General features: G+C 66.6%; 18 protein-coding genes. 10 read left to right on the top strand and 8 right to left on the bottom strand.

The genetic code is table 11. From position 1 onward, the window contains the following. Window positions 1–106: 106 nt before the first annotated feature. The 6 genes from JWS14_RS04235 (at window position 107) to JWS14_RS04210 (ending at window position 5,992) form a co-directional block, all read left to right on the top strand. Entirely contained in the window at window positions 107–1,405 is a 1,299-nt protein-coding gene (locus JWS14_RS04235) for an alpha-hydroxy acid oxidase (protein ID WP_241031267.1), read from the top strand. Further along, window positions 1,402–2,325: a transporter substrate-binding domain-containing protein gene (locus JWS14_RS04230; RefSeq protein WP_206012582.1), complete on the top strand. Its 924-nt coding sequence runs from the start codon at window positions 1,402–1,404 to the stop codon at window positions 2,323–2,325. Before JWS14_RS04235 ends, JWS14_RS04230 begins: the two co-directional genes overlap by 4 nt. Window positions 2,326–2,336: 11 nt before the next feature. Continuing rightward, a complete protein-coding gene (locus tag JWS14_RS04225) occupies window positions 2,337–3,272 on the top strand; it encodes an amino acid ABC transporter permease (protein ID WP_206012581.1) in 936 nt (311 codons plus the stop codon). Then, entirely contained in the window at window positions 3,269–4,033 is a 765-nt protein-coding gene (locus JWS14_RS04220) for an amino acid ABC transporter ATP-binding protein (protein WP_275957893.1), read from the top strand. Before JWS14_RS04225 ends, JWS14_RS04220 begins: the two co-directional genes overlap by 4 nt. Before the next feature lie 57 nt (window positions 4,034–4,090). After that, window positions 4,091–4,474, top strand: a complete 384-nt coding sequence (locus JWS14_RS04215) for a RidA family protein (protein ID WP_072941942.1) — start codon at window positions 4,091–4,093, stop codon at window positions 4,472–4,474. A 273-nt stretch (window positions 4,475–4,747) separates the two neighbouring features. Next, the gene (locus JWS14_RS04210; protein ID WP_206012579.1) at window positions 4,748–5,992 is read left to right on the top strand and encodes a reverse transcriptase family protein; all 1,245 of its coding nucleotides are present in this window, start codon (window positions 4,748–4,750) and stop codon (window positions 5,990–5,992) included. Window positions 5,993–6,020: 28 nt separating this feature from the next. Here the strand turns inward: JWS14_RS04210 and JWS14_RS04205 are convergent, their stop codons facing one another. After that, window positions 6,021–6,767, bottom strand: a complete 747-nt coding sequence (locus JWS14_RS04205) for an SDR family oxidoreductase (RefSeq protein ID WP_206012578.1) — start codon at window positions 6,765–6,767, stop codon at window positions 6,021–6,023. 172 nt (window positions 6,768–6,939) lie between these two features. Between JWS14_RS04205 and JWS14_RS04200 the strand changes: the two genes are divergently transcribed. Further along, window positions 6,940–7,767 (top strand): NADPH-dependent oxidoreductase, encoded by an 828-nt coding sequence (locus JWS14_RS04200; protein WP_095864007.1) that lies wholly within the window; start codon window positions 6,940–6,942, stop codon window positions 7,765–7,767. A gap of 12 nt (window positions 7,768–7,779) precedes the next feature. Here the strand turns inward: JWS14_RS04200 and JWS14_RS04195 are convergent, their stop codons facing one another. After that, complete coding sequence (locus JWS14_RS04195; RefSeq protein ID WP_206012577.1) at window positions 7,780–9,288, bottom strand: FAD-dependent monooxygenase; 1,509 nt, start codon at window positions 9,286–9,288, stop codon at window positions 7,780–7,782. A 148-nt stretch (window positions 9,289–9,436) separates the two neighbouring features. On the opposite strand from JWS14_RS04195, the gene JWS14_RS04190 reads away from it, so the two are divergent. Beyond that, window positions 9,437–10,054 (top strand): TetR/AcrR family transcriptional regulator, encoded by a 618-nt coding sequence (locus JWS14_RS04190; protein ID WP_206012576.1) that lies wholly within the window; start codon window positions 9,437–9,439, stop codon window positions 10,052–10,054. Window positions 10,055–10,112: 58 nt separating this feature from the next. On the opposite strand, the gene JWS14_RS04185 is transcribed toward JWS14_RS04190, so the two are convergent. The 5 genes from JWS14_RS04185 to JWS14_RS04165 all read right to left on the bottom strand — a co-directional run bounded on the left by JWS14_RS04185 (window position 10,113) and on the right by JWS14_RS04165 (window position 15,044). After that, window positions 10,113–10,466: a hypothetical protein gene (locus tag JWS14_RS04185; protein ID WP_306454253.1), complete on the bottom strand. Its 354-nt coding sequence runs from the start codon at window positions 10,464–10,466 to the stop codon at window positions 10,113–10,115. A 139-nt stretch (window positions 10,467–10,605) separates the two neighbouring features. Beyond that, window positions 10,606–11,628 (bottom strand): glutamate ABC transporter substrate-binding protein, encoded by a 1,023-nt coding sequence (locus tag JWS14_RS04180; protein ID WP_206012575.1) that lies wholly within the window; start codon window positions 11,626–11,628, stop codon window positions 10,606–10,608. Continuing rightward, window positions 11,628–12,965, bottom strand: a complete 1,338-nt coding sequence (locus JWS14_RS04175) for a hypothetical protein (protein ID WP_072941632.1) — start codon at window positions 12,963–12,965, stop codon at window positions 11,628–11,630. The genes JWS14_RS04180 and JWS14_RS04175 overlap by 1 nt, the downstream gene beginning before the upstream one ends. Window positions 12,966–13,107: 142 nt before the next feature. Continuing rightward, entirely contained in the window at window positions 13,108–14,148 is a 1,041-nt protein-coding gene (locus tag JWS14_RS04170; protein WP_241031266.1) for an aldehyde dehydrogenase family protein, read from the bottom strand. Continuing rightward, complete coding sequence (locus tag JWS14_RS04165; RefSeq protein WP_072941629.1) at window positions 14,145–15,044, bottom strand: NAD(P)-dependent oxidoreductase; 900 nt, start codon at window positions 15,042–15,044, stop codon at window positions 14,145–14,147. Before JWS14_RS04165 ends, JWS14_RS04170 begins: the two co-directional genes overlap by 4 nt. 180 nt (window positions 15,045–15,224) lie before the next feature. On the opposite strand from JWS14_RS04165, the gene JWS14_RS51700 reads away from it, so the two are divergent. Continuing rightward, a complete protein-coding gene (locus JWS14_RS51700) occupies window positions 15,225–15,410 on the top strand; it encodes a YbaK/EbsC family protein (RefSeq protein WP_072941627.1) in 186 nt (61 codons plus the stop codon). Window positions 15,411–15,493: 83 nt separating this feature from the next. Then, the gene (locus JWS14_RS04155) at window positions 15,494–16,042 is read left to right on the top strand and encodes a hypothetical protein (protein ID WP_206012574.1); all 549 of its coding nucleotides are present in this window, start codon (window positions 15,494–15,496) and stop codon (window positions 16,040–16,042) included. A gap of 317 nt (window positions 16,043–16,359) precedes the next feature. On the opposite strand, the gene JWS14_RS04150 is transcribed toward JWS14_RS04155, so the two are convergent. Further along, complete coding sequence (locus JWS14_RS04150; protein WP_072941622.1) at window positions 16,360–17,055, bottom strand: chymotrypsin family serine protease; 696 nt, start codon at window positions 17,053–17,055, stop codon at window positions 16,360–16,362. Window positions 17,056–17,326: the final 271 nt, after the last annotated feature.

The following is a 17,326-nucleotide window of genomic DNA, read 5'->3' as shown; positions in this document are numbered from 1 at the left end:
CATTGATCTTGAGCTTGGAAACTCCTCCATATGAACCAGGTGAGGTCTGGATCACTATTGGTTCCACCCCGCGCACCGGGTGTCAGCACCACTTCGAGGAGTCCCGATGAAACTCAGAGATATCAGGTCGTTAGTGAATGTCGAGGGCCCCGCTCGGTCCGCGTCACAACGCCTTGCACGGCGATGCCACAGCATCGAAGACGTACGAAAGCTGGCTGCCGCCCGTCTGCCGCTGAGCATCTTCGACTACATCGAGGGCGGCGGCGAGGACGAAGCGTCGGTCCGCCGCAATCGTTGCTCGTTCGACGACTGGTCCTTCGTGCCACGCTGGGGCGCGGTGGAGAACCTCGACCTGGCGTCGACTCTCCTGGGCAAGCCGGTCGCCATGCCGTTGATGCTCTCACCCACCGGTGGAACACGACTCTTTCACCCGGAGGGCGAACTCGGTGCGGCGCGTGCTGCTCTCGCCGCGAATGTGCCGTACGGTCTGGCACACCTGAGTACGACGCCGATGGAACTGGTCAGCGCGCAGACCCCGGGCCTTCGTCGCTGGTTCAACATCGAACCGATGGCGGACAAGGGCATGCTCCAGGCGATGCTCGACCGGACAGCGAACGCGGGATACGAGGCCCTGCTGGTCAACGTCGATTGCCGAGCGATCGGTCATCGCGAACGCGACTACCGCAACGGCTTCACTGCACCCCCGTCCCTGAAACCGCGGACGGTCGTCGAAGGGGCACTCCATCCCGTTTGGGCGTGGAGGTTTCTGCGCAACGACGCGATCGCCTTCCCCAATCTCGACGGAACCATCGCGGAGGGGCCGCTGGCGAGCACGCCGGACATGTGGCGAACCCTGCTGTCGGGTACCTACGAACCCACCGACTGGGACACCCTCTGCGACCTGCGCTCCCGATGGAGCGGTCCGATCGTCCTCAAGGGGTGCGTCAGCGCCGACGATGCGGCGATCGCCGCCGACATCGGGATCGACGCCATCCAGGTCAGCAACCACGGCGGTCGGCAACTCGATCACATGGCCTCCCCGCTGGACGTTCTGCCGGAGATCGTCGAACGCGTGAACGGTCGGGTCGAGATCATCGTCGACGGCGGCATCCGCCGTGGCTCGGACGCGATCAAGGCGCTGGCGCTGGGGGCGACTGCGTGCGCGATCGGCCGTCCCTACCTCTACGGCCTCGCGGCGGCGGGCCAGGAGGGTGTTGCGCACGTGCTGCGGATCTTCGCGGAGGAGATGACCCGAACGATGATGCTGCTGGGGGCGTCGAGCATCAAGGAACTGCAGGACAGCGGGCCGTCCCTCGTGAGGAACCGCCACGCCGCCTTCGCCCGCTCGACGAACGCGTCCACCGGACCGCGCACGGTCACCGCGAAGCGGAAGTCCTCGTCATGACGAGTCGTCCCGGAGGCTACTCTCACCGATTCCTGTGTGCCGGCGCACTCGCCGCCCTTCTCCTCTCCACGGTTGGTTGCGGTCGGCTCGAGGAATTTGCGGACCCGCCGGCCTCGGCTCCCGTCGAGGGTGACAGCACGCCGTCGCTTGCGGTGAACGAATCGGCCGTCGCACTGCTGCCCGGTTCGGTGTCCGCACGGCACACGCTGCGGGTGGCGATCCCGACGAACGAACCTCCCACCCAGTTCTATTCGGAGGGCACCCGGTACCTGACGGGCACGAACCCCGACATTGCGAGACTCATCGGGAAGGCCCTGAACCTGGATGTCGACATCAAGGTTGTCAATTTCGACTCCATCATTCCCGGCATCGCTGCCGGACGCTACGACATGACGGTGTCCTCGATGACGCCCACCACCAAGCGAATGGCGGCAATGGATTTCGTCGACTACATGCAAATGGGGAATGCCATCGTCGTCGCGAAGGGAGCGGAGCCCGTCACGAGGGACACTCTCTGCGGCAGGAGAGTCGGCGTCCTGACGGGCTCGTATCAGCTCACCGTCAACGTTCCGGCCTACGAGCAGGACTGCGCGGCCGCCGGCAAGCCGCCGATCCGGATCGGCCAGTTCCAGGACACGCGGCAGGCGATCTCTGCGCTGACCAGCGGCCGGCAAGATGCTGTGCTGGCAGACTCACCGATCCTCGAGTACGCCACGGCCAACAATCCGGCAATCGAGGTGTCGGACACGTTCGACTACACCCCCGTCGCCGTCGGCGTGACCAAGGAACCAGCACTCGCCGACGCCGTGTCCGCGGCACTCGACTCCGTCATCGCCGGCGACGCGTACCGGGAAGTCCTCGAGAAATATGGTGCGGAGTCCGCGATGATCACCCGAGCTCGCGTCAACGCGGCCCAATAAGGAGACCTACCATGCACCAATTGGCCTCGCGAGACGCCTTCCCTCCACCGTCCGCGGTATCGGCGTTCCCGGACACGTCCATCCCGGTTGTGCCACTCAAACATCCTGTCCGGCAAACATTCGGACTGGCACTGCTCATCGTCGCCGTGGCGGTGACGTGGAACGTCGCAACCAACGACCGGTTCCATTGGAACGTCGTGTCGTCCTATCTCTTTGCGCCGGAGATACTTCGAGGGGTTGTTCTGACGATCATCCTGACGATCGTCTCGATGACCGCCGGTATTTCGCTCGGAACGCTCCTTGCCGTCATGCGACTGTCGGAGAACCCGATCGTCAGTTCGATCAGCCGCGGCTACATCTGGTTCTTCCGGGGAACTCCGCTCCTCGTCCAACTGATCTTTTGGTACAACATCGCAGCCCTGTATCCCACCATCTCGATCGGAATCCCCTTCGGGGGACCCGAATTCATGATCGGTTCCGTCAACACGCTGATCACGCCACTCGGGGCCGCCCTCCTCGGGCTGTCCCTGAACGAAGCGGCCTACATGGCAGAGATCATCCGCGGTGGCATCGGATCGGTGGACAACGGCCAGTACGACGCGGCTCAGGCGCTGGGAATGAACAAGACTCAGCTGATGCGCCGGGTCATTCTTCCTCAGGCGATGCGTGTGGTGTTACCGCCGACGGGGAACCAGGTGATCTCGATGCTGAAAGGGACCACCCTCGTCAGCGTTCTGGCGATCTCCGATCTGCTGTACTCCGCGCAGATCATCTATTCGCTGAATTACCAGACGATCCCGCTGCTCATCGTCGCGAGCCTGTGGTATCTCCTGATGACCACCATCCTGAGCTTCTTCCAGGACAAGCTCGAGAAGCACTACGCGCGCGGTTTCACCGCGGCGGTCACCCCCGCACGCCGTCGATTTGCACTGGGAAGGGCGAAATGAACACCGTCATGGTGAAAGCAGAGGGAGTCCGGAAGCGATTCGGTGCCACCGAGATCCTCAAGGGCATCGACCTCAGTGTCGAGCGCGGCTCGGTGACCTGCCTCATCGGACCGTCCGGATCTGGGAAGACAACCTTCCTGCGCTGCATCAATCACCTCGAGAAGGTTGATGCGGGCCGCCTGTACGTGGATCAACAGTTGATCGGCTACTCGGAACGCAATGGCCGGCTTCACGAGATGAAGCCCCGCCAGACGGCACGGTCTCGACTGAATGCCGGCATGGTGTTCCAGCGCTTCAACTTGTTTCCGCACATGACCGTGCTCGAGAACATCATCGAAGCCCCGATCCACGTTCTCGGCAGACCCCGCGACGAGGTGACGGCGGAGGCACACGTGCTGCTCGATCGTGTCGGACTGGGGAACCGAGGTCAGGCATACCCACGGGAGCTGTCCGGGGGACAGCAACAGCGGATCGCGATTGCCCGCGCCCTGGCGATGAAGCCCAAGTTGCTGCTCTTCGACGAGCCGACCTCCGCGCTCGACCCGGAACTCGTCGGTGAGGTACTGGACGTGATGAAGTCCCTTGCCGAAGCCGGTATGACCATGGTCGTGGTTACTCACGAGCTGGGGTTTGCCCGCGAGGTCAGCGATCAGATCGTCTTCATGGATCAGGGTGTCGTCGTCGAGGCGGGCCCGCCGGCCGAGGTTCTGGGGAACCCGCACCAGGAGAGGACCCGCGCGTTTCTCTCGAAGGTGCTGTAAACACCTCACCCGCCCGCCCGCGACCGATAGCAACGAACAATCAGGATTGAGATGCACATGAACAGGCAACAGATCAGCACAGAACATGCACCCAGCCCCGCAGGGCCCTACTCTCAGGCGATCATTGCCGACGGGGTCCTGTACACAGCAGGTCAGACGCCCCACCACCCCGATACGGGGGAGCTCGTCGGCTCCACCATCGAAGAACAAACGGACCAGGCGATGCGCAATCTCGCAGCCGTACTCGAATCGTGCGGCTCGGACTTCTCGCGCGTGGTCAAAGCGACCGTCCACCTGCAGAATCCGGCGCGAGACTTCACCGGTTTCAACGAGACCTATCAGAAGTTCGTCTCGCACCCGTATCCGGCGCGGACCACCGTCGGATCGCACCTCGGTGACTTCCTGGTCGAAATCGACGTCGTCGCCCTGTGCCCCCGCTGACCGGGTCGATGGCGCACTCCGACCGGCGGAGTCGCTCGATTCGAAAGCAAGACCGATAGGGCCCCGCACGGCAGAAGTCATGTGGCATTCTCACGAGGTGCGACGGTGCGGAGGTGAGAGTGGTGTGGCCGGTTCGCCGACCGCGACCACGTCAGGGGTAACCCCTGGCTCGACAGTGTTCACCGGAGACACCGTCCGACGCGCGACCGCATGCTCCGCGTGCTCCGGCGCGCCGCAGACGACAGGTATCGGTCACCTCGCACCGTCGCACACATGACGGAACGTCCGGCCCTGCCGCCCGAGTTCGCCCGTCGCCTCGCAGCGGCGGCGATCGATGGAACCTGGACGAGGGCCGGCCTCGTCCTCCGCTTCGAGGAATCCGGAGTGCCGGATGCCGCCCGGATCGCGGCACGGCTCCACGACCTCATGCCCACGCCGCCGATCGACGGCATCGACAGCGTCTTTCGGCTGCTGTCGGACCTCCCGCTGATCGAGCGAGCAGAGCCGATTGTCGACGAAGTCTCCGGCAACGACTGGAGGTTCGACGTCCCGCAGTGGTCGCGCACCGCCGCGGTCGCCGAGGCGGTCGGCCTCACATCCGCCGAACTCGACTGGTTCGCCGATCCCGGCGGGTGGCTGCGCACGAAGGCGCCGCCGCTGCAGCACTACCGCTATCGGATCCGGCCGGACAACCGCCTGCTCGAAGCGCCGAAGGAACGCCTCCGGGAGGTACAGCGCCGGATTCTGCGGACCGTCCTCGATCGCGTTCCGCCTCATGCGGCGGCGCACGGATTCGTCCGAGGCCGTAGTGTCCACACCTTCGCCGGCCCGCATGCGGGGCACGAGGTCGTGCTGCGCATCGACCTTCGGGCGTTCTTTCCCTCGGTTTCGCGGACGCGGGTGCGGGCGGTCTTCGACGCACTCGGCTATCCGACCCGGGTGTCGCGGGTGCTCGCCGGGCTCTGCACGACGTCGACCCCACCCGGTGTCCTCGCGGAGCTTCCCTTCGACGCGGCGAGCCGGCTCCGGGGTGCGCACCTACCGCAGGGGGCGCCGACGTCGCCGGCTCTCGCCAATCTGGTTGCACACCGGCTCGATCGCAGGCTGGCCGGACTTGCGCGCGCCCACCGCGTCGCGTACACCCGGTATGCCGACGACCTCGCGTTCTCCGGCTCGGATCTGGCGGTGGATCGACTGATCCACGCCGTCGGCCGGATCGTGACGGACGAAGGCTTCGCCGTCCACCCCGGCAAGACCCGGGTGATGCGAGCACACCGATGCCAGCACCTGGCCGGGCTGGTGGTCAACACTCGTCCGCAGGCGTCCCGTGCCGAGTACGACGACGTCAAGGCGCTGCTGTTCAATTGCGTTCGGCACGGACCGGATTCGCAGAATCGCGACGGCAGACCGCACTTTCGCGAGTACGTCTACGGGCGTATCGCCTGGGTCGGCGAATCGAACGAGAGCAGGAAACGTTCGTTGCACGCACTGGCCGCCCGAGTCGACTGGACGGGGTAGCGGCCGCGGGGGCGCCGCCGGACTGTGGTCAGCCGCGGCCGACGAACGGCATGCGGGAGGCCATGATCGTCATCGTCGGCACGGTGACGTCGAGCGGGAGTTCGACCAGCCGGGTGACCGCGTCCGCGACGTACCGCGGATCGAAGGTGGGTTCGGCTCGCACGGACCCGTCGGCCTGGCGGGCGGCGTGGCCGATGCCGGCGGTCATGGCGGTGTCGGCGTTCCCGATGTCGATCTGGGTGCAGCAGATGTCGTGGTCGCGGCCGTCGAGTGCAATCGACTTGGTCAATCCCGAGACAGCGTGTTTGGTTGCGGTGTAGGCGACGCTGGCGGGTCGGGGTGTGTGCGCGGACAGGGAGCCGTTGTTGATGATTCGTCCGCCGCGGGGTGTCTGTGTCTTCATCATTCGGACGGCTTCGCGCGAGCAGAGGAAGACCCCGGTCAGGTTTGTGGCAACGGTCCGGTCCCAGTCCTGCGGTTCGATCTCGTCCACCGCGCCGGAGGGGCCGAAGGTGCCGGCGTTGTTGACGAGTACGTCGAGGCGGCCGAACCGTTCGGCGACGGCGGCGAAGACGCTGTGCACGGACTTGGGTGAGGAGACGTCGGCCGGTACCACGAGCGCGTGGTCGTGCCCGTACGCCGTCTGATCGAGGGCGTCGCGTGTCCGTCCGGTCAGCACCACGTGGTGTCCGGCGTCGAGTAGTGCGGTCGTGATGGATCGTCCGATGCCCGAGCCGGCACCCGTCACGACGATGACCCGTTCCGTCACGTTCACTCCTCAATTCGGTCGACAACACATGCTCACGACCAACTGATGGTAACCATCGAACTGTCGCCGATCGCCGGTGTTCGACAGCCGCCGTTCGGTCGGCCGGTTCGTGGTGCCCGCAGGAATCACGGTGCGCCGAACCCTGGAGTGGGGACGCGGAGTCGGGTTTCCTGTCCCGGTGACCATCGCAGACATCGCACCTCGTACCGCACTGCAGCAGCGCTACTGGGACCCCGCCCTCACCGAACCCGCGCAGTGGAATCCGGTTCTCGAAGCCCTGCATTCGCACCGGTCGGTTCGCCGCTACCTGCCCGATCCGCTGACCGACGAGACCCTCGACGTCCTCGTCTCGGCGGCGCAGTCGGCCGCCACGTCGTCGAACCTCCAGGCGTGGAGTGTCGTCGCGGTCCGCGACCCCGACAGGAAGGCCCGCCTGGCCGCGCTCGCCGGCGATCAGGCCCACATCGTCGAGGCCCCCGTCCTGCTGGTGTGGCTCGCCGACTTCGCCCGCGTCCGACAACTCGCCGGCGACCGCGGCGCGCCGATCGAGGGAGCCGATTACCTCGAGAGCAGCTACCTCGGGTTCATCGACGCCGCCCTGGCGGCGCAGAACGCCGTGACCGCGGCGGAGTCCCTCGGCTTGGGAACGGTGTTCATCGGAGCGCTGCGCAACAAGCCCGAGGAGGTCGTCGCGGAACTCGGTCTGCCGCCCCACGTGTTCGCGGTGTTCGGGCTCGTCGTCGGACATCCGCATCCGGACGCCGACGCCCAGATCAAACCGCGCCTGCCCCGGCAGGCGGTGTTGCACCACGAGAAATACGACCTGCCCGCCCAGCGTGACCACGTCGACGCCTACGAGGGGCGGATCGCAGCCTTCTACGGCGCCCAGCAGCTCGAACATTCGTGGACTGCACGGGTTCTGGACCGACTCGCCTCGGCAGCACGGTTGAACGGGCGGGACCGGCTGAAGGAATCGCTGATCCGTCTCGGGTTCCCCTTGCGCTAGCGGCTGTCGACGCTACGAACTAGCGCCTTCGGAAATTCGATCCGCTGAATCCGACTGGGCCCGCAGGGCGTGGATTGCGTGGCGGAGTGCAGTGCCTGGTTCGGTGCCTGCCGGCCACCATCCGGCCGTCGACCCGTCCGGCCGGGCCAGGAGCGCCCCGCCGTGGGGGATGCCCATTCCGCGGGCGGTGATGGCGTCGAGGTCGTGGACGACGAGCGGTGGCCCGGGAAGAGTGGTCGCGGCGCGCTGCCAGGACGCGCTCGGGTGCGTCGTGAACAGCGTCAGCCCGGGTTCGAGCAGGTCCAGGGTGGACACCGTGTGGGCGTGGGAGGGCAGCCAGACGTGCGGGATTCGGCCGCCGAGGTCTGCAGGCAATTCCTGCGCGGCGAGCCGGGTTCCGCCGAGCGGATCGGCCGAGCGGGCCACGTTGTGCGCGGCCACCGGTCGGCGTTCGGTTTCGTAGGTGTCCAGCAGCTGCGGGCCGGTCCAACCGTGCAGCACCCAAGCGAGTTTCCACCCTAGGTCGTGGGCGCTCTGGATGGCGGTGTTCATTCCCGTGCCCCCACGTGGCGTGATCTGGTGCGCCGCGTCGCCGGTCAGGAACACGGCGCCGTCCCGCCAGCGGTCCGCGAGCTGTGCGGCGAACGTGAACGTCCCGATGCGTTCGATGCGCGGCTCCAGGTCGGCCAGTCCGCTGCCGAGCCGGATGAGGCGGGCGGCCTGCTCCTTCGTCAGACTCGACACGGACTGCCGGGCGAGGTCGTGCTCCACGCCGTACACCCATCGGTCACCGCGGCCGGCCGGTACGAAGACCCCCGCGGCTTCGGGGTGGGTGACGGCGTAGATGCAGAAGCGGCGGTCGCCGAGCAGTTCCCACAGCGGGGCGCGGAACTCGGTTCCGATGGCCTGGGACAGACGGCCCGGCCCACGCATGGCGATCCCGAGGGCAGCACGCACCGTGCTACGCGCGCCGTCCGCCGCGACGAGGAAGCGGGCGTGGACGGATCGGGTTTCGCGGCTTTCGACGTCGCGCAGTGTCACGTCGACACCGTCGGATCGGTTGTCGAGGCCGGCCACCTCGGTACCCATTTCCACTCGAGCGGAGCCGAACGACCGTAGGTGGTCCAGCAACACGGGCTCGAGGTGATCCTGCGGAACCGAGGCAGGGGCGGTCGGGCTGAGGACCGCGCTCTGTTCACGGGTCGGGAAGCTCGTCAGGTGTGCGTCACCGGTCGCGGCGAGCGTGGGACCGACCCATTGCTTCCATTCGACCTCCACCCCGCCAGCCCGGATCTCCTGTTCCAGGCCCCAGGAACGCAGCAATTCCATCGTGCGGGTACTGACCGAGGCCGCCCGCGGTAGGCCGGAGGGGGCCGGTCGCCGCTCCACCGCCAGGACCTCGATCCCGTGGCGAGCCAGGGTGATGGCCGCGGTCAGTCCCGCCGGTCCCGCACCGACCACCAGGACAGGAGTGGACGCCGGGGGACTCTGCGGGTGGGTGGGTGTGGTCGGGCTGTTCACGACGTCAGCTCCTTCGTCGGAAGGCGGGTTGTCCCGGTGCCAGGGGAGTGCACAGACACTTCCCAATTTCGCCGGACAGTATGTCTTTCGATTACAAGCGTGAACTTCACGAGACGACATGTCAAGTGAAAATGTTAGAGTGACGCCTGTGGCGACCAGGAAGTATCAGCAGCGCCTGCGTGCGGAGGCGGCCGAGGAAACACGGCGCAACATCCTCGACGCGGTCTACGAGCGGCTGCGGGAAGCGCCGGCCACACCGGTGAGTGTCGACAAAGTGGCCCGGACGGCGGGTGTCTCCCGCTCCACCGTCTACCTGGTGTTCGGTTCACGAGCCGGGCTTTTCGACGCACTCACCACCGACTTGTGGTGGAACCGGGCAGGTTTCCAGGGGGTGGTGGACGCGGTGGAGCACCCGGACGCGCGCGAGCACCTGCGCGGCGGGATCGATGCGGGAGTCCGGGTGTTCGCAGCCCACCGCGACGTCTTCCGGGCACTGTTCTCGATGGCTCAACTCGACGCGGATGCCGTCGGCGGGGCCATCGAGCGGATCGAGGAGAACAGGGCCGGGGGGATGGTCCACCTCGCCCGGCGGCTGGCCGAGCAGGACGTCCTGCGGCCGGACGTCACCGTCGACGAGGCCGCAGACCTGCTCTGGTTGCTGGCGAGCTTCGACAGCTTCGACCAGCTCTTCTCGGGGCGAAGCCTCCCCGTCGACGAGGTCGCTCGCATCCTGATCGCCACCGCCGAACGGAGCCTGTGCCGGTGAGAGGTCGGCCCGGTGCTCGACCGCATCGGCCGCTGCCGCGCCGGCGAAGCGCGGTGCGTCACGCCGGGTCGGTGGCCCTGCGGGGTTGGCGGCGCTGATGGAACCGGGCGCGCTGGAGATCCAGGAGCGTCGCGCTGTCGGCATCTACTTGCTGTTGTCGACGGGCAATCCCGGCTCGAACGGCAGTCGTATGTCGGTGAAGTTCCGCCGCTCGGCCGTCGGCGTTCTCGTCGTCGAGAAAATAGGCGGCCGCGCGATCGCACCGAATCAGCAATTGCTCGTACGCGAGGCGCGCCGGCGCTCGTTCGTCGAGTTGCGTGATTGCGACGTACTCCACGAATTGCAAAGGGATGCGCAGCAATTGATAATTCATTCGCAGAAGTGTCATCGGCACGCCGCGCAATGTTGTCACGATCGGGGATGCTAGCCCTCGTGGCCGATGTGTGTGCAGCGTTTCGCATTCACCGGGCGGTCAGCTGGGAGATTCGTCGCCGCCGAAGGGGAGCCCGGAATACGGGAAGGCCCGACCGCATCAACGTTGCCTGCCGTTGTCAATCACGGTAGGTCGGGGTGGGCGGGCCGGCCACCGGACCGAGCGGGGCGGCAAGCCAGCGGTCGTACAAACGCATCCAGGTCCCGTCGGAGCGTACGCGTTCGAGGGTGCCGTTGACTGCCCGCACGAGGTCGTCGTGGTCCATGTTCACGCCGATGCCGTACTGATCCAACTGCAGCTCGGGGCCGGTGACCTCGAGGTGCGGATCCTGCACTGCCATCCCCGCCAGGATGACGTCATCGGTGCTCGCGGCGTCGGCCTGGCGCTGTTGGAGAACGATGAGGCAATCGTCGAGGTCCCGGACGGCGACGATCGTCGCGGTGGGCACCAGCCGCTGCACGGTATCGAGCGAGGGAGTGTCGACGAGCGAGCACACTCTCCGGTTCGCCAGACTCTCCAGGTTCACCGGAGTCTCTGGTGCGTCGTCGGTGCGCACCAGCAGGCGTTGGCTCGCCCGGAAATACACGGTCGAGAACGCGATTCGTTCCGCACGTGCGCAGGTGATCGTGAAGGTGCGGGCGACGATGTCGACGTCGTTGTTCTCCAGTGCGTCGAGTCGGGCGGCCGATGTCAGGAGGCGAAATTCGATCCGGGACGGATCCCCGAGCAGATCCCGTGCGATTTCCCGTGCGATGTCGACGTCGAAACCGGACAGGGTGCCGGTCACCGGGTCGCGGAAGCTCATCAGGTTGGTGCTCTGGTCGACACCGACGATCAACCGGCCGCGCGCGCGAATCGCGGCGACCGCCCCGCCTGCGGATGCCGCGCCCGGCGGTGCGGGGCGAAGGCTGGCAAGGGCGCCGCACTCTGCTGGTGATTGCGGTTCGGGCGGGGCAGTGCCGCCGGTGGCGGCGATGGGCGTGATGATCGTCGCGCCGTTCGGGAGGGGGAGGTCACCGTAGGATTCGTTGGCCGGCGGCGAGAGCTTTTGCGGCGCGGAGCATCCCGAGAGGAGGACCGCGGCCGTGATCAACACGCCGAAGAGGTTCCGGCACGCGGTCATGAGGGGGTGGGGCCGCATCAGTGGTACTCGTTCACTCGGGGCCACACCCCGGCGCCGACGGCGAGCGCGGCGAGCACACTCAACGCGACCGCACCGTCCGCTAGGGCCGACAGGGCCCGATACGACTCGGTGGTGGCGTTCACTGCCTCTTCCCGCAACGCAGTGATCGCCTCCTGAATGTGTGTGGTGAGGTCGTCGAAGGCGGCCGCGGAGTCGTCGGCACCGGTACCCACCGCAATGCGTGCGGCGCCGTGATAATCGCCGCGGTCGAGTGCCTGCTGCTGGCGAGTGTGAGCCTGGCGCCACCGTTCGAGGTCCGCGTTCGCCGTGGCCACGGGGGTGGCGGCCGCAGATCCCGGCGGGGTCTGTGCGATCAGGTGTGCGAGCGCGGCGGTGTGCGCGGTGTAGTCGACCTCGGGCCGGCTGTCGGAACCGCGCTGCAACAGCGACAGCGTTTCGTCGGCGCGGGCCTGCTGCGCGAGGATTCCGGCGCTCGCGATCGCACTGAGCGGCTCGGTGCCCTCCACCCGTGCACGCGCGCCGGCTGTCGAGGACACCAGACCGGCCGTGCCCACCCACAGCGCGATGACTGCCACCAGCGCGGTGGCGGCGAGCAGGGCAGGGTTCAGTCGCCGGTGCGTCTTGCGCACCAGATACAGCTGTGCGAGGACGAGCAACGCCAGGACCGCGATCGTGGTCGCGAGCGCAGCCGTGGGAAGCTGTTCGGTTCGGGTCTGGGTATCGGCGACGGCACGGATCTGGTCCGAGTAGAGGGTGTGCGCCATCGGCAGCACGGTGTCCTGCATCAGCGCGGACGCGTCACCGAGGTAGGCCACCCCGATCGGGTTTCCGGCGTTGTCGTTGGCGCGGGCGGTCGAGATCAGTCCGGCGTAGACGCCGAGGTGTCGGGATATGTCCGTCAACTGCTGCACGGCGTCCCGGTTCTGCGGGTCGACTCCGGTGCCGGCGACGACCAGCGCTGCCGAGGCGTCCGCAAGCGCTTGATTGTAGGTGTGCAGCAGCGTCGTCGGATCGGCGTCGGTGGAGATGAACGAGGTGGTGGCGGCTGCATCGGCGATCGACAGTGAGCTGTACAGCGACTGCGCTGCTACCGCCAGCGGTTCGGTATGGCCGCGCAGCGTCTGGATTTGTTGTTGGCGGGCCCCAACCGAGACGGACGGCACCACCCCTGCGACCAGGGTGGCTGAAATCAACAGAGCGCCGAGGAGGGTGAGCCGGCCCGGGGTGGACATCAGCAGTTCGCGCCACGGTCGGCGAGGTGGGGCGTCCTCGGCGACCTGCGATTCGTCGAGGACGTGCCCGGCTCCGGTGGTGTCGGTCGCGCGTTGGAACACGGTGCTCCTCCAGGCCCGTCGGTCCGGGCACCACGCGCTCGCGGGCGCGGGCCGACCAGCGCTTTCAGTCTGCCTGATCGGGGTTCGCGTGGAGGCAAGTCGCCGATCGCCGGACCGGGTACGCCCGCCTGGTTCGGAAGGTTCAGATTCGCGGGCGTCGGGTCCAGCGGCGGGCTTTGAGCGCGAGGTGCAACTCGAGGCGGGTGGCGCCGTTGAGGGGGTCACCGATCGTGAAGGCGGCGAGCTTGGTCTTCAGCTTCTCGAGGAACGAGTCGAAGATGTCCTCGTGCAGGTACAGGCGCGACCTTGCGGTGCAGGACTGACCCTGCCGGGTGAACCGCATACCGGAGATGACGCCGTCGACGGTGGCGTCGTCGTCGGAGTCGGGGAACACGATCGCCGGGGACTTGCCGCCGAGTTCGAGGGTGACCGGCACGATCCGGTCCGCGGCCGCGGCGAGGATTTCCTTGCCGACCCCGGTGGAACCGGTGAAGGTCAGCTTCGCGACGTCGGGGTGCTTCGACAGCGGCACCCCGACCTTCTGGCCCGAACCGGTCAGCACGTTGAGCACGCCGGCCGGCAGGATTTCGTGCGCCCACTCGGCGAGCTGGAGCACCGCGAGCGGGGCCAGCTCGGCGGTCTTGAGGACCAGGGTGTTACCCATCGCGAGGGCCATCGCGATCTTCAACGACGACAATGTGACCGGCGCGTTCCACGGGACGATACCGCCGACCACACCGAGCGGCCCACGGACGGTGTAGCTGACCAGGTTCTCTCCGAACGGCAGGGTCTCGCCCTTCTGCTCGGAGGCGATCTGACCGTAGAAGCGGAAGATGTCCGCACCGCTGGCCGCCTCGCCGCGGGCCTGGGTGCGCAGCGCGTTACCGGTTTCCGAGGCGATGATCCGGGCCAGCTTTTCGGAGTTCTCGGCGATCGTGTCGCCGATCTTGATCAGCAGGGCGCCGCGGTCGCGGGCCGGCAACGCCTTCCACGGTCCGAACGCGGCCTTCGCCGCGGCGACAGCCCGGTCGACGTCGGCCGCACCGGAGTCCGGAATGAGGGCCAGAACCTCTCGGCGGGCGGGGTTTTCGACCTCGATCAAGTTGCCGGAGTCGGCCGGGACCCACTGGCCGCCGATGAGCTGGCTGACCTTGGTGGCGGTGGTCAGGGTGGGGGTGCTCACTTGTCATTTCCCTTCGTCTGCAGGCGGATGCCGGTGAAGTCTTCGTAGAATTCGACGACGCTGGTGAAGTCCTTGCCGCCGCGGCCGTCGCGTTGGCCGATGCTGAACAGATCACGCACCAGGCCGGTGACCGGGGTGGGGAGCTTGGCCTTGCCCGCCGCGGCGAGGAACAGGCCGAGGTCCTTGTGCATGAAGTCGAGCGCGAACCCGGTGGGGCGCTCCTCGGTGAACAGCGTCTTGGGGAAGTAGTTGCTCAGCACGTTGCTGTTTGCCGAGCTCTTCGTCAGCACCGCGACCGCGGTGTCCAGGTCGACACCGGCCGCGACGGCACTGCTCAGACCTTCACCGAGAGCGACGATGTTCGCGGCCGTGATCTGGTTGTTGGCGAGCTTGATCGCCTGACCGCTGCCCGACGGGCCGATGTGGAAGATGTTGCCCGCGTAGCTCTCGATGAGCGGGATCACCTTCTTCACCGTGGCCTCGTCGCCGCCGAGCATCACCGCGAGGGTGCCGGCCTCGGCGCCCTGCACGCCGCCGCTGACAGGAGCGTCGAGGAAGCTCGCGCCAGCGGCCTGTGCATTCTCGGCGAGGCGACGGGAGGTGTCGGGATCGATGGTGCTGTGATCGACGATGATCAGTCCCTGGTTGCCCAGTGACAGCACCTCGGTGACGACGCCCTCGACGATCGCCGGCGTGGGCAGGCTCAGGAACAGCGCCTCCGCCTTCGTCGCGGACTCCACCGGCGAGGACACCGAGCGGGCACCGAGCGCGACCGCCGCCTCCACCGCCGCAGTGTTCAGGTCGTACACCGCGACGTCGTGACCTGCCTTGACCAGGTGTGCGACCACCCGGCTACCGATGTTGCCGAGGCCGACAAAGCCAACGGTGGATGTCATCAGATGCTCCTATCGAGGGGGACTTCTCGCGATCTGCGAGGCCGTTTGTTACCGACCTCAACGCTACGAATTCGTGAGCTGGGTCACGACCGGCAAATGACGAGAGCTTTCCGCGATCTGCCCTACATTTGTAGAAACGGACCTCGAAGATGCTGTTGAACAGGCAATACGTGCATCGGGGTGCGTCGGGGCGGGGTCTCGCCGATCGGGCATCCACGGCCCCTACGGACCATCCTCGATGCCGACCTGGCCCAGCAGGATCTAGCGTGGGCCGGCGGTGCAGATCCACACACCAGGTGCTGCGCGGCCTACGCCGAACTGCTGGAACTCACGTCCGCCGCAACGGTACCCGTCAAGATCTACTGATCTCGATCGCTTGATGGCACGTGGGGAGCAAGGCCCGCGATGCGGGTCACGCGGTCTGCACACGGGCCTGACAGAATCACCACATGTCGTGGAATCAACCAACAATCACCGGATGGACCGCCCGAATCAGCAACGACCTGTCCTCGGTCACGCTGATCGATCCGTCGCATATCGCCCGCGCCACACTGCGCCCGGGACCCGGTGACGAGTTCACCGCCCACTTCTCCCGCCTCACGCGAGAATCCCTGGCCGAGCGCATTGACCGTTACGGTGCCGCGTTACGCAAGGGCGTACCAGCATCTCTGGAACTGGCCGACGGAATCACCGGGGCCGTCACCGACCAAATGGCCGGAAGGATGCGCCGCAAGTACAAAAGAGCCGAAGTCACCCTTCCCGGCCGCGCATACACACTTCGGCACACGTCCGGCCGTAAGGCGACCGCTGAGCGTGACGGAGCACTGCTCGCAGAACTCGTGCGCGGACGCGGACTCCGTTCGGTCAGCGTCACGCGCACCACCCACGCGCACACCGACCACCTTGACGAGCTGATGCTGACCCTCTTCGAGAAAGTGGTCGTCCCAGGCCGCAGCGGCGCCGTCGACGAATTCGTATCAAGTCTCAGCGGAGTCTGAGTGCCCGCGGCATGGTCGGGGCCACGCCAGTTCGATTGCGGGGCATGTGCTTTGTTTCGCGCGTCAGCGTAGATTGGGACAACAGGTCCGCGTCTGCCGCTGCGTGACAAGAACTACGGGGTCGGACAGGGTCGGGTCGCGCCGGGGCGCCCACGGGGAAGGACGGACAATGGACAATTGGTGGTTGTACTACAGCCCGTTTCCTCAACCTGTCCGAGAATGGTTGTGGCTGATTGTGCAGCAGCTCTGGTAGTCCGCTGTTCTACCCGACCTGAGTCCGCGACGTTTTCTCAGCTTCGGGGTTTCTGGGATGCGGGTTAGTTATTGGTGACGACGAAGCCCTTGCCGACAGGGTTGGGTTGGGCGTAGATGCCGTCGAGGACGGCAGCGAATTTGATGTACTCGAATGCGAAGAGCGCAGTGTCGAATCCGCGGACCATGCCCACGATCTCGGTGTTGTTCTGAAGTACGGGACCACCGGAGTCGCCACCGCCTGATTGGGCGTTGCTGTAGAACCGTGTCATGTTCTGCGAAGTGATCGACCCGCAATGAACGCCGGTACCGGCCCCGTCCTTGCAATGAGGACCGACCGGGTCGGAGGCGCCGATCCCGTCGACCCGGGCACTGGGACCATTTGATGTGAGTACCGCGTCAGCGTTGAGGCGGATGACCACCCAGTCGACGCCGGTGCCGCCGCCGGGGCTGCGGTACGCGATGTTCCCGAGGTGTTCCCGCGGTCCGGTCGGCGTGTAGCGGTAGACGGGCGCGCCGTCGGGTGCGTCGTCGACACAGTGGGCGGCGGAGATGCCGATCTTGTTGCCGATCGAGTCGGTACCGACGACGCCCATCGTGCAGAAATCGATGACGCCGGGGGGCTGTGGTATCGGGTTCAGGTCGTCGGTCCAGGGAATACCGTTGGAGACGACACCGGTGGCCGATGCCGTCGGCGTGTTGACCAGAAATGCGCCGAGGGTGACTGCGAGACACGCTAGAAACCCGTATTGCCTTCTCAATTGAGTTCTCTCTTCTTCGCGGCCTCGAGGAACTATCTCGAGGCCGCTCTTCGTGGCGGCGAGCTGGGCTCGATGTGACGATTTCTCCACGGCTGACTGCCGGGAGCCTGAAGCAGCGGGACTCTGTCTGCCGGTTGCCGTCGGCTTCAGGCTCAGCCTTCGGCAGGGCAGTCAGGGCACGGACATCGTCCTGAAGAGCGGCGAGGTCGGCTGGCCCGCATTCATCCGGTCATCGCGGACGCGGAGTTTGCCCCGGGCACCCTGGGTGAGG

This window comes from Rhodococcus koreensis, from assembly GCF_017068375.1.
GTDB classification, from domain to species: Bacteria; Actinomycetota; Actinomycetes; order Mycobacteriales; family Mycobacteriaceae; genus Rhodococcus_F; species Rhodococcus_F koreensis.
This window is presented reverse-complemented; position numbering and strand designations above follow the sequence as displayed.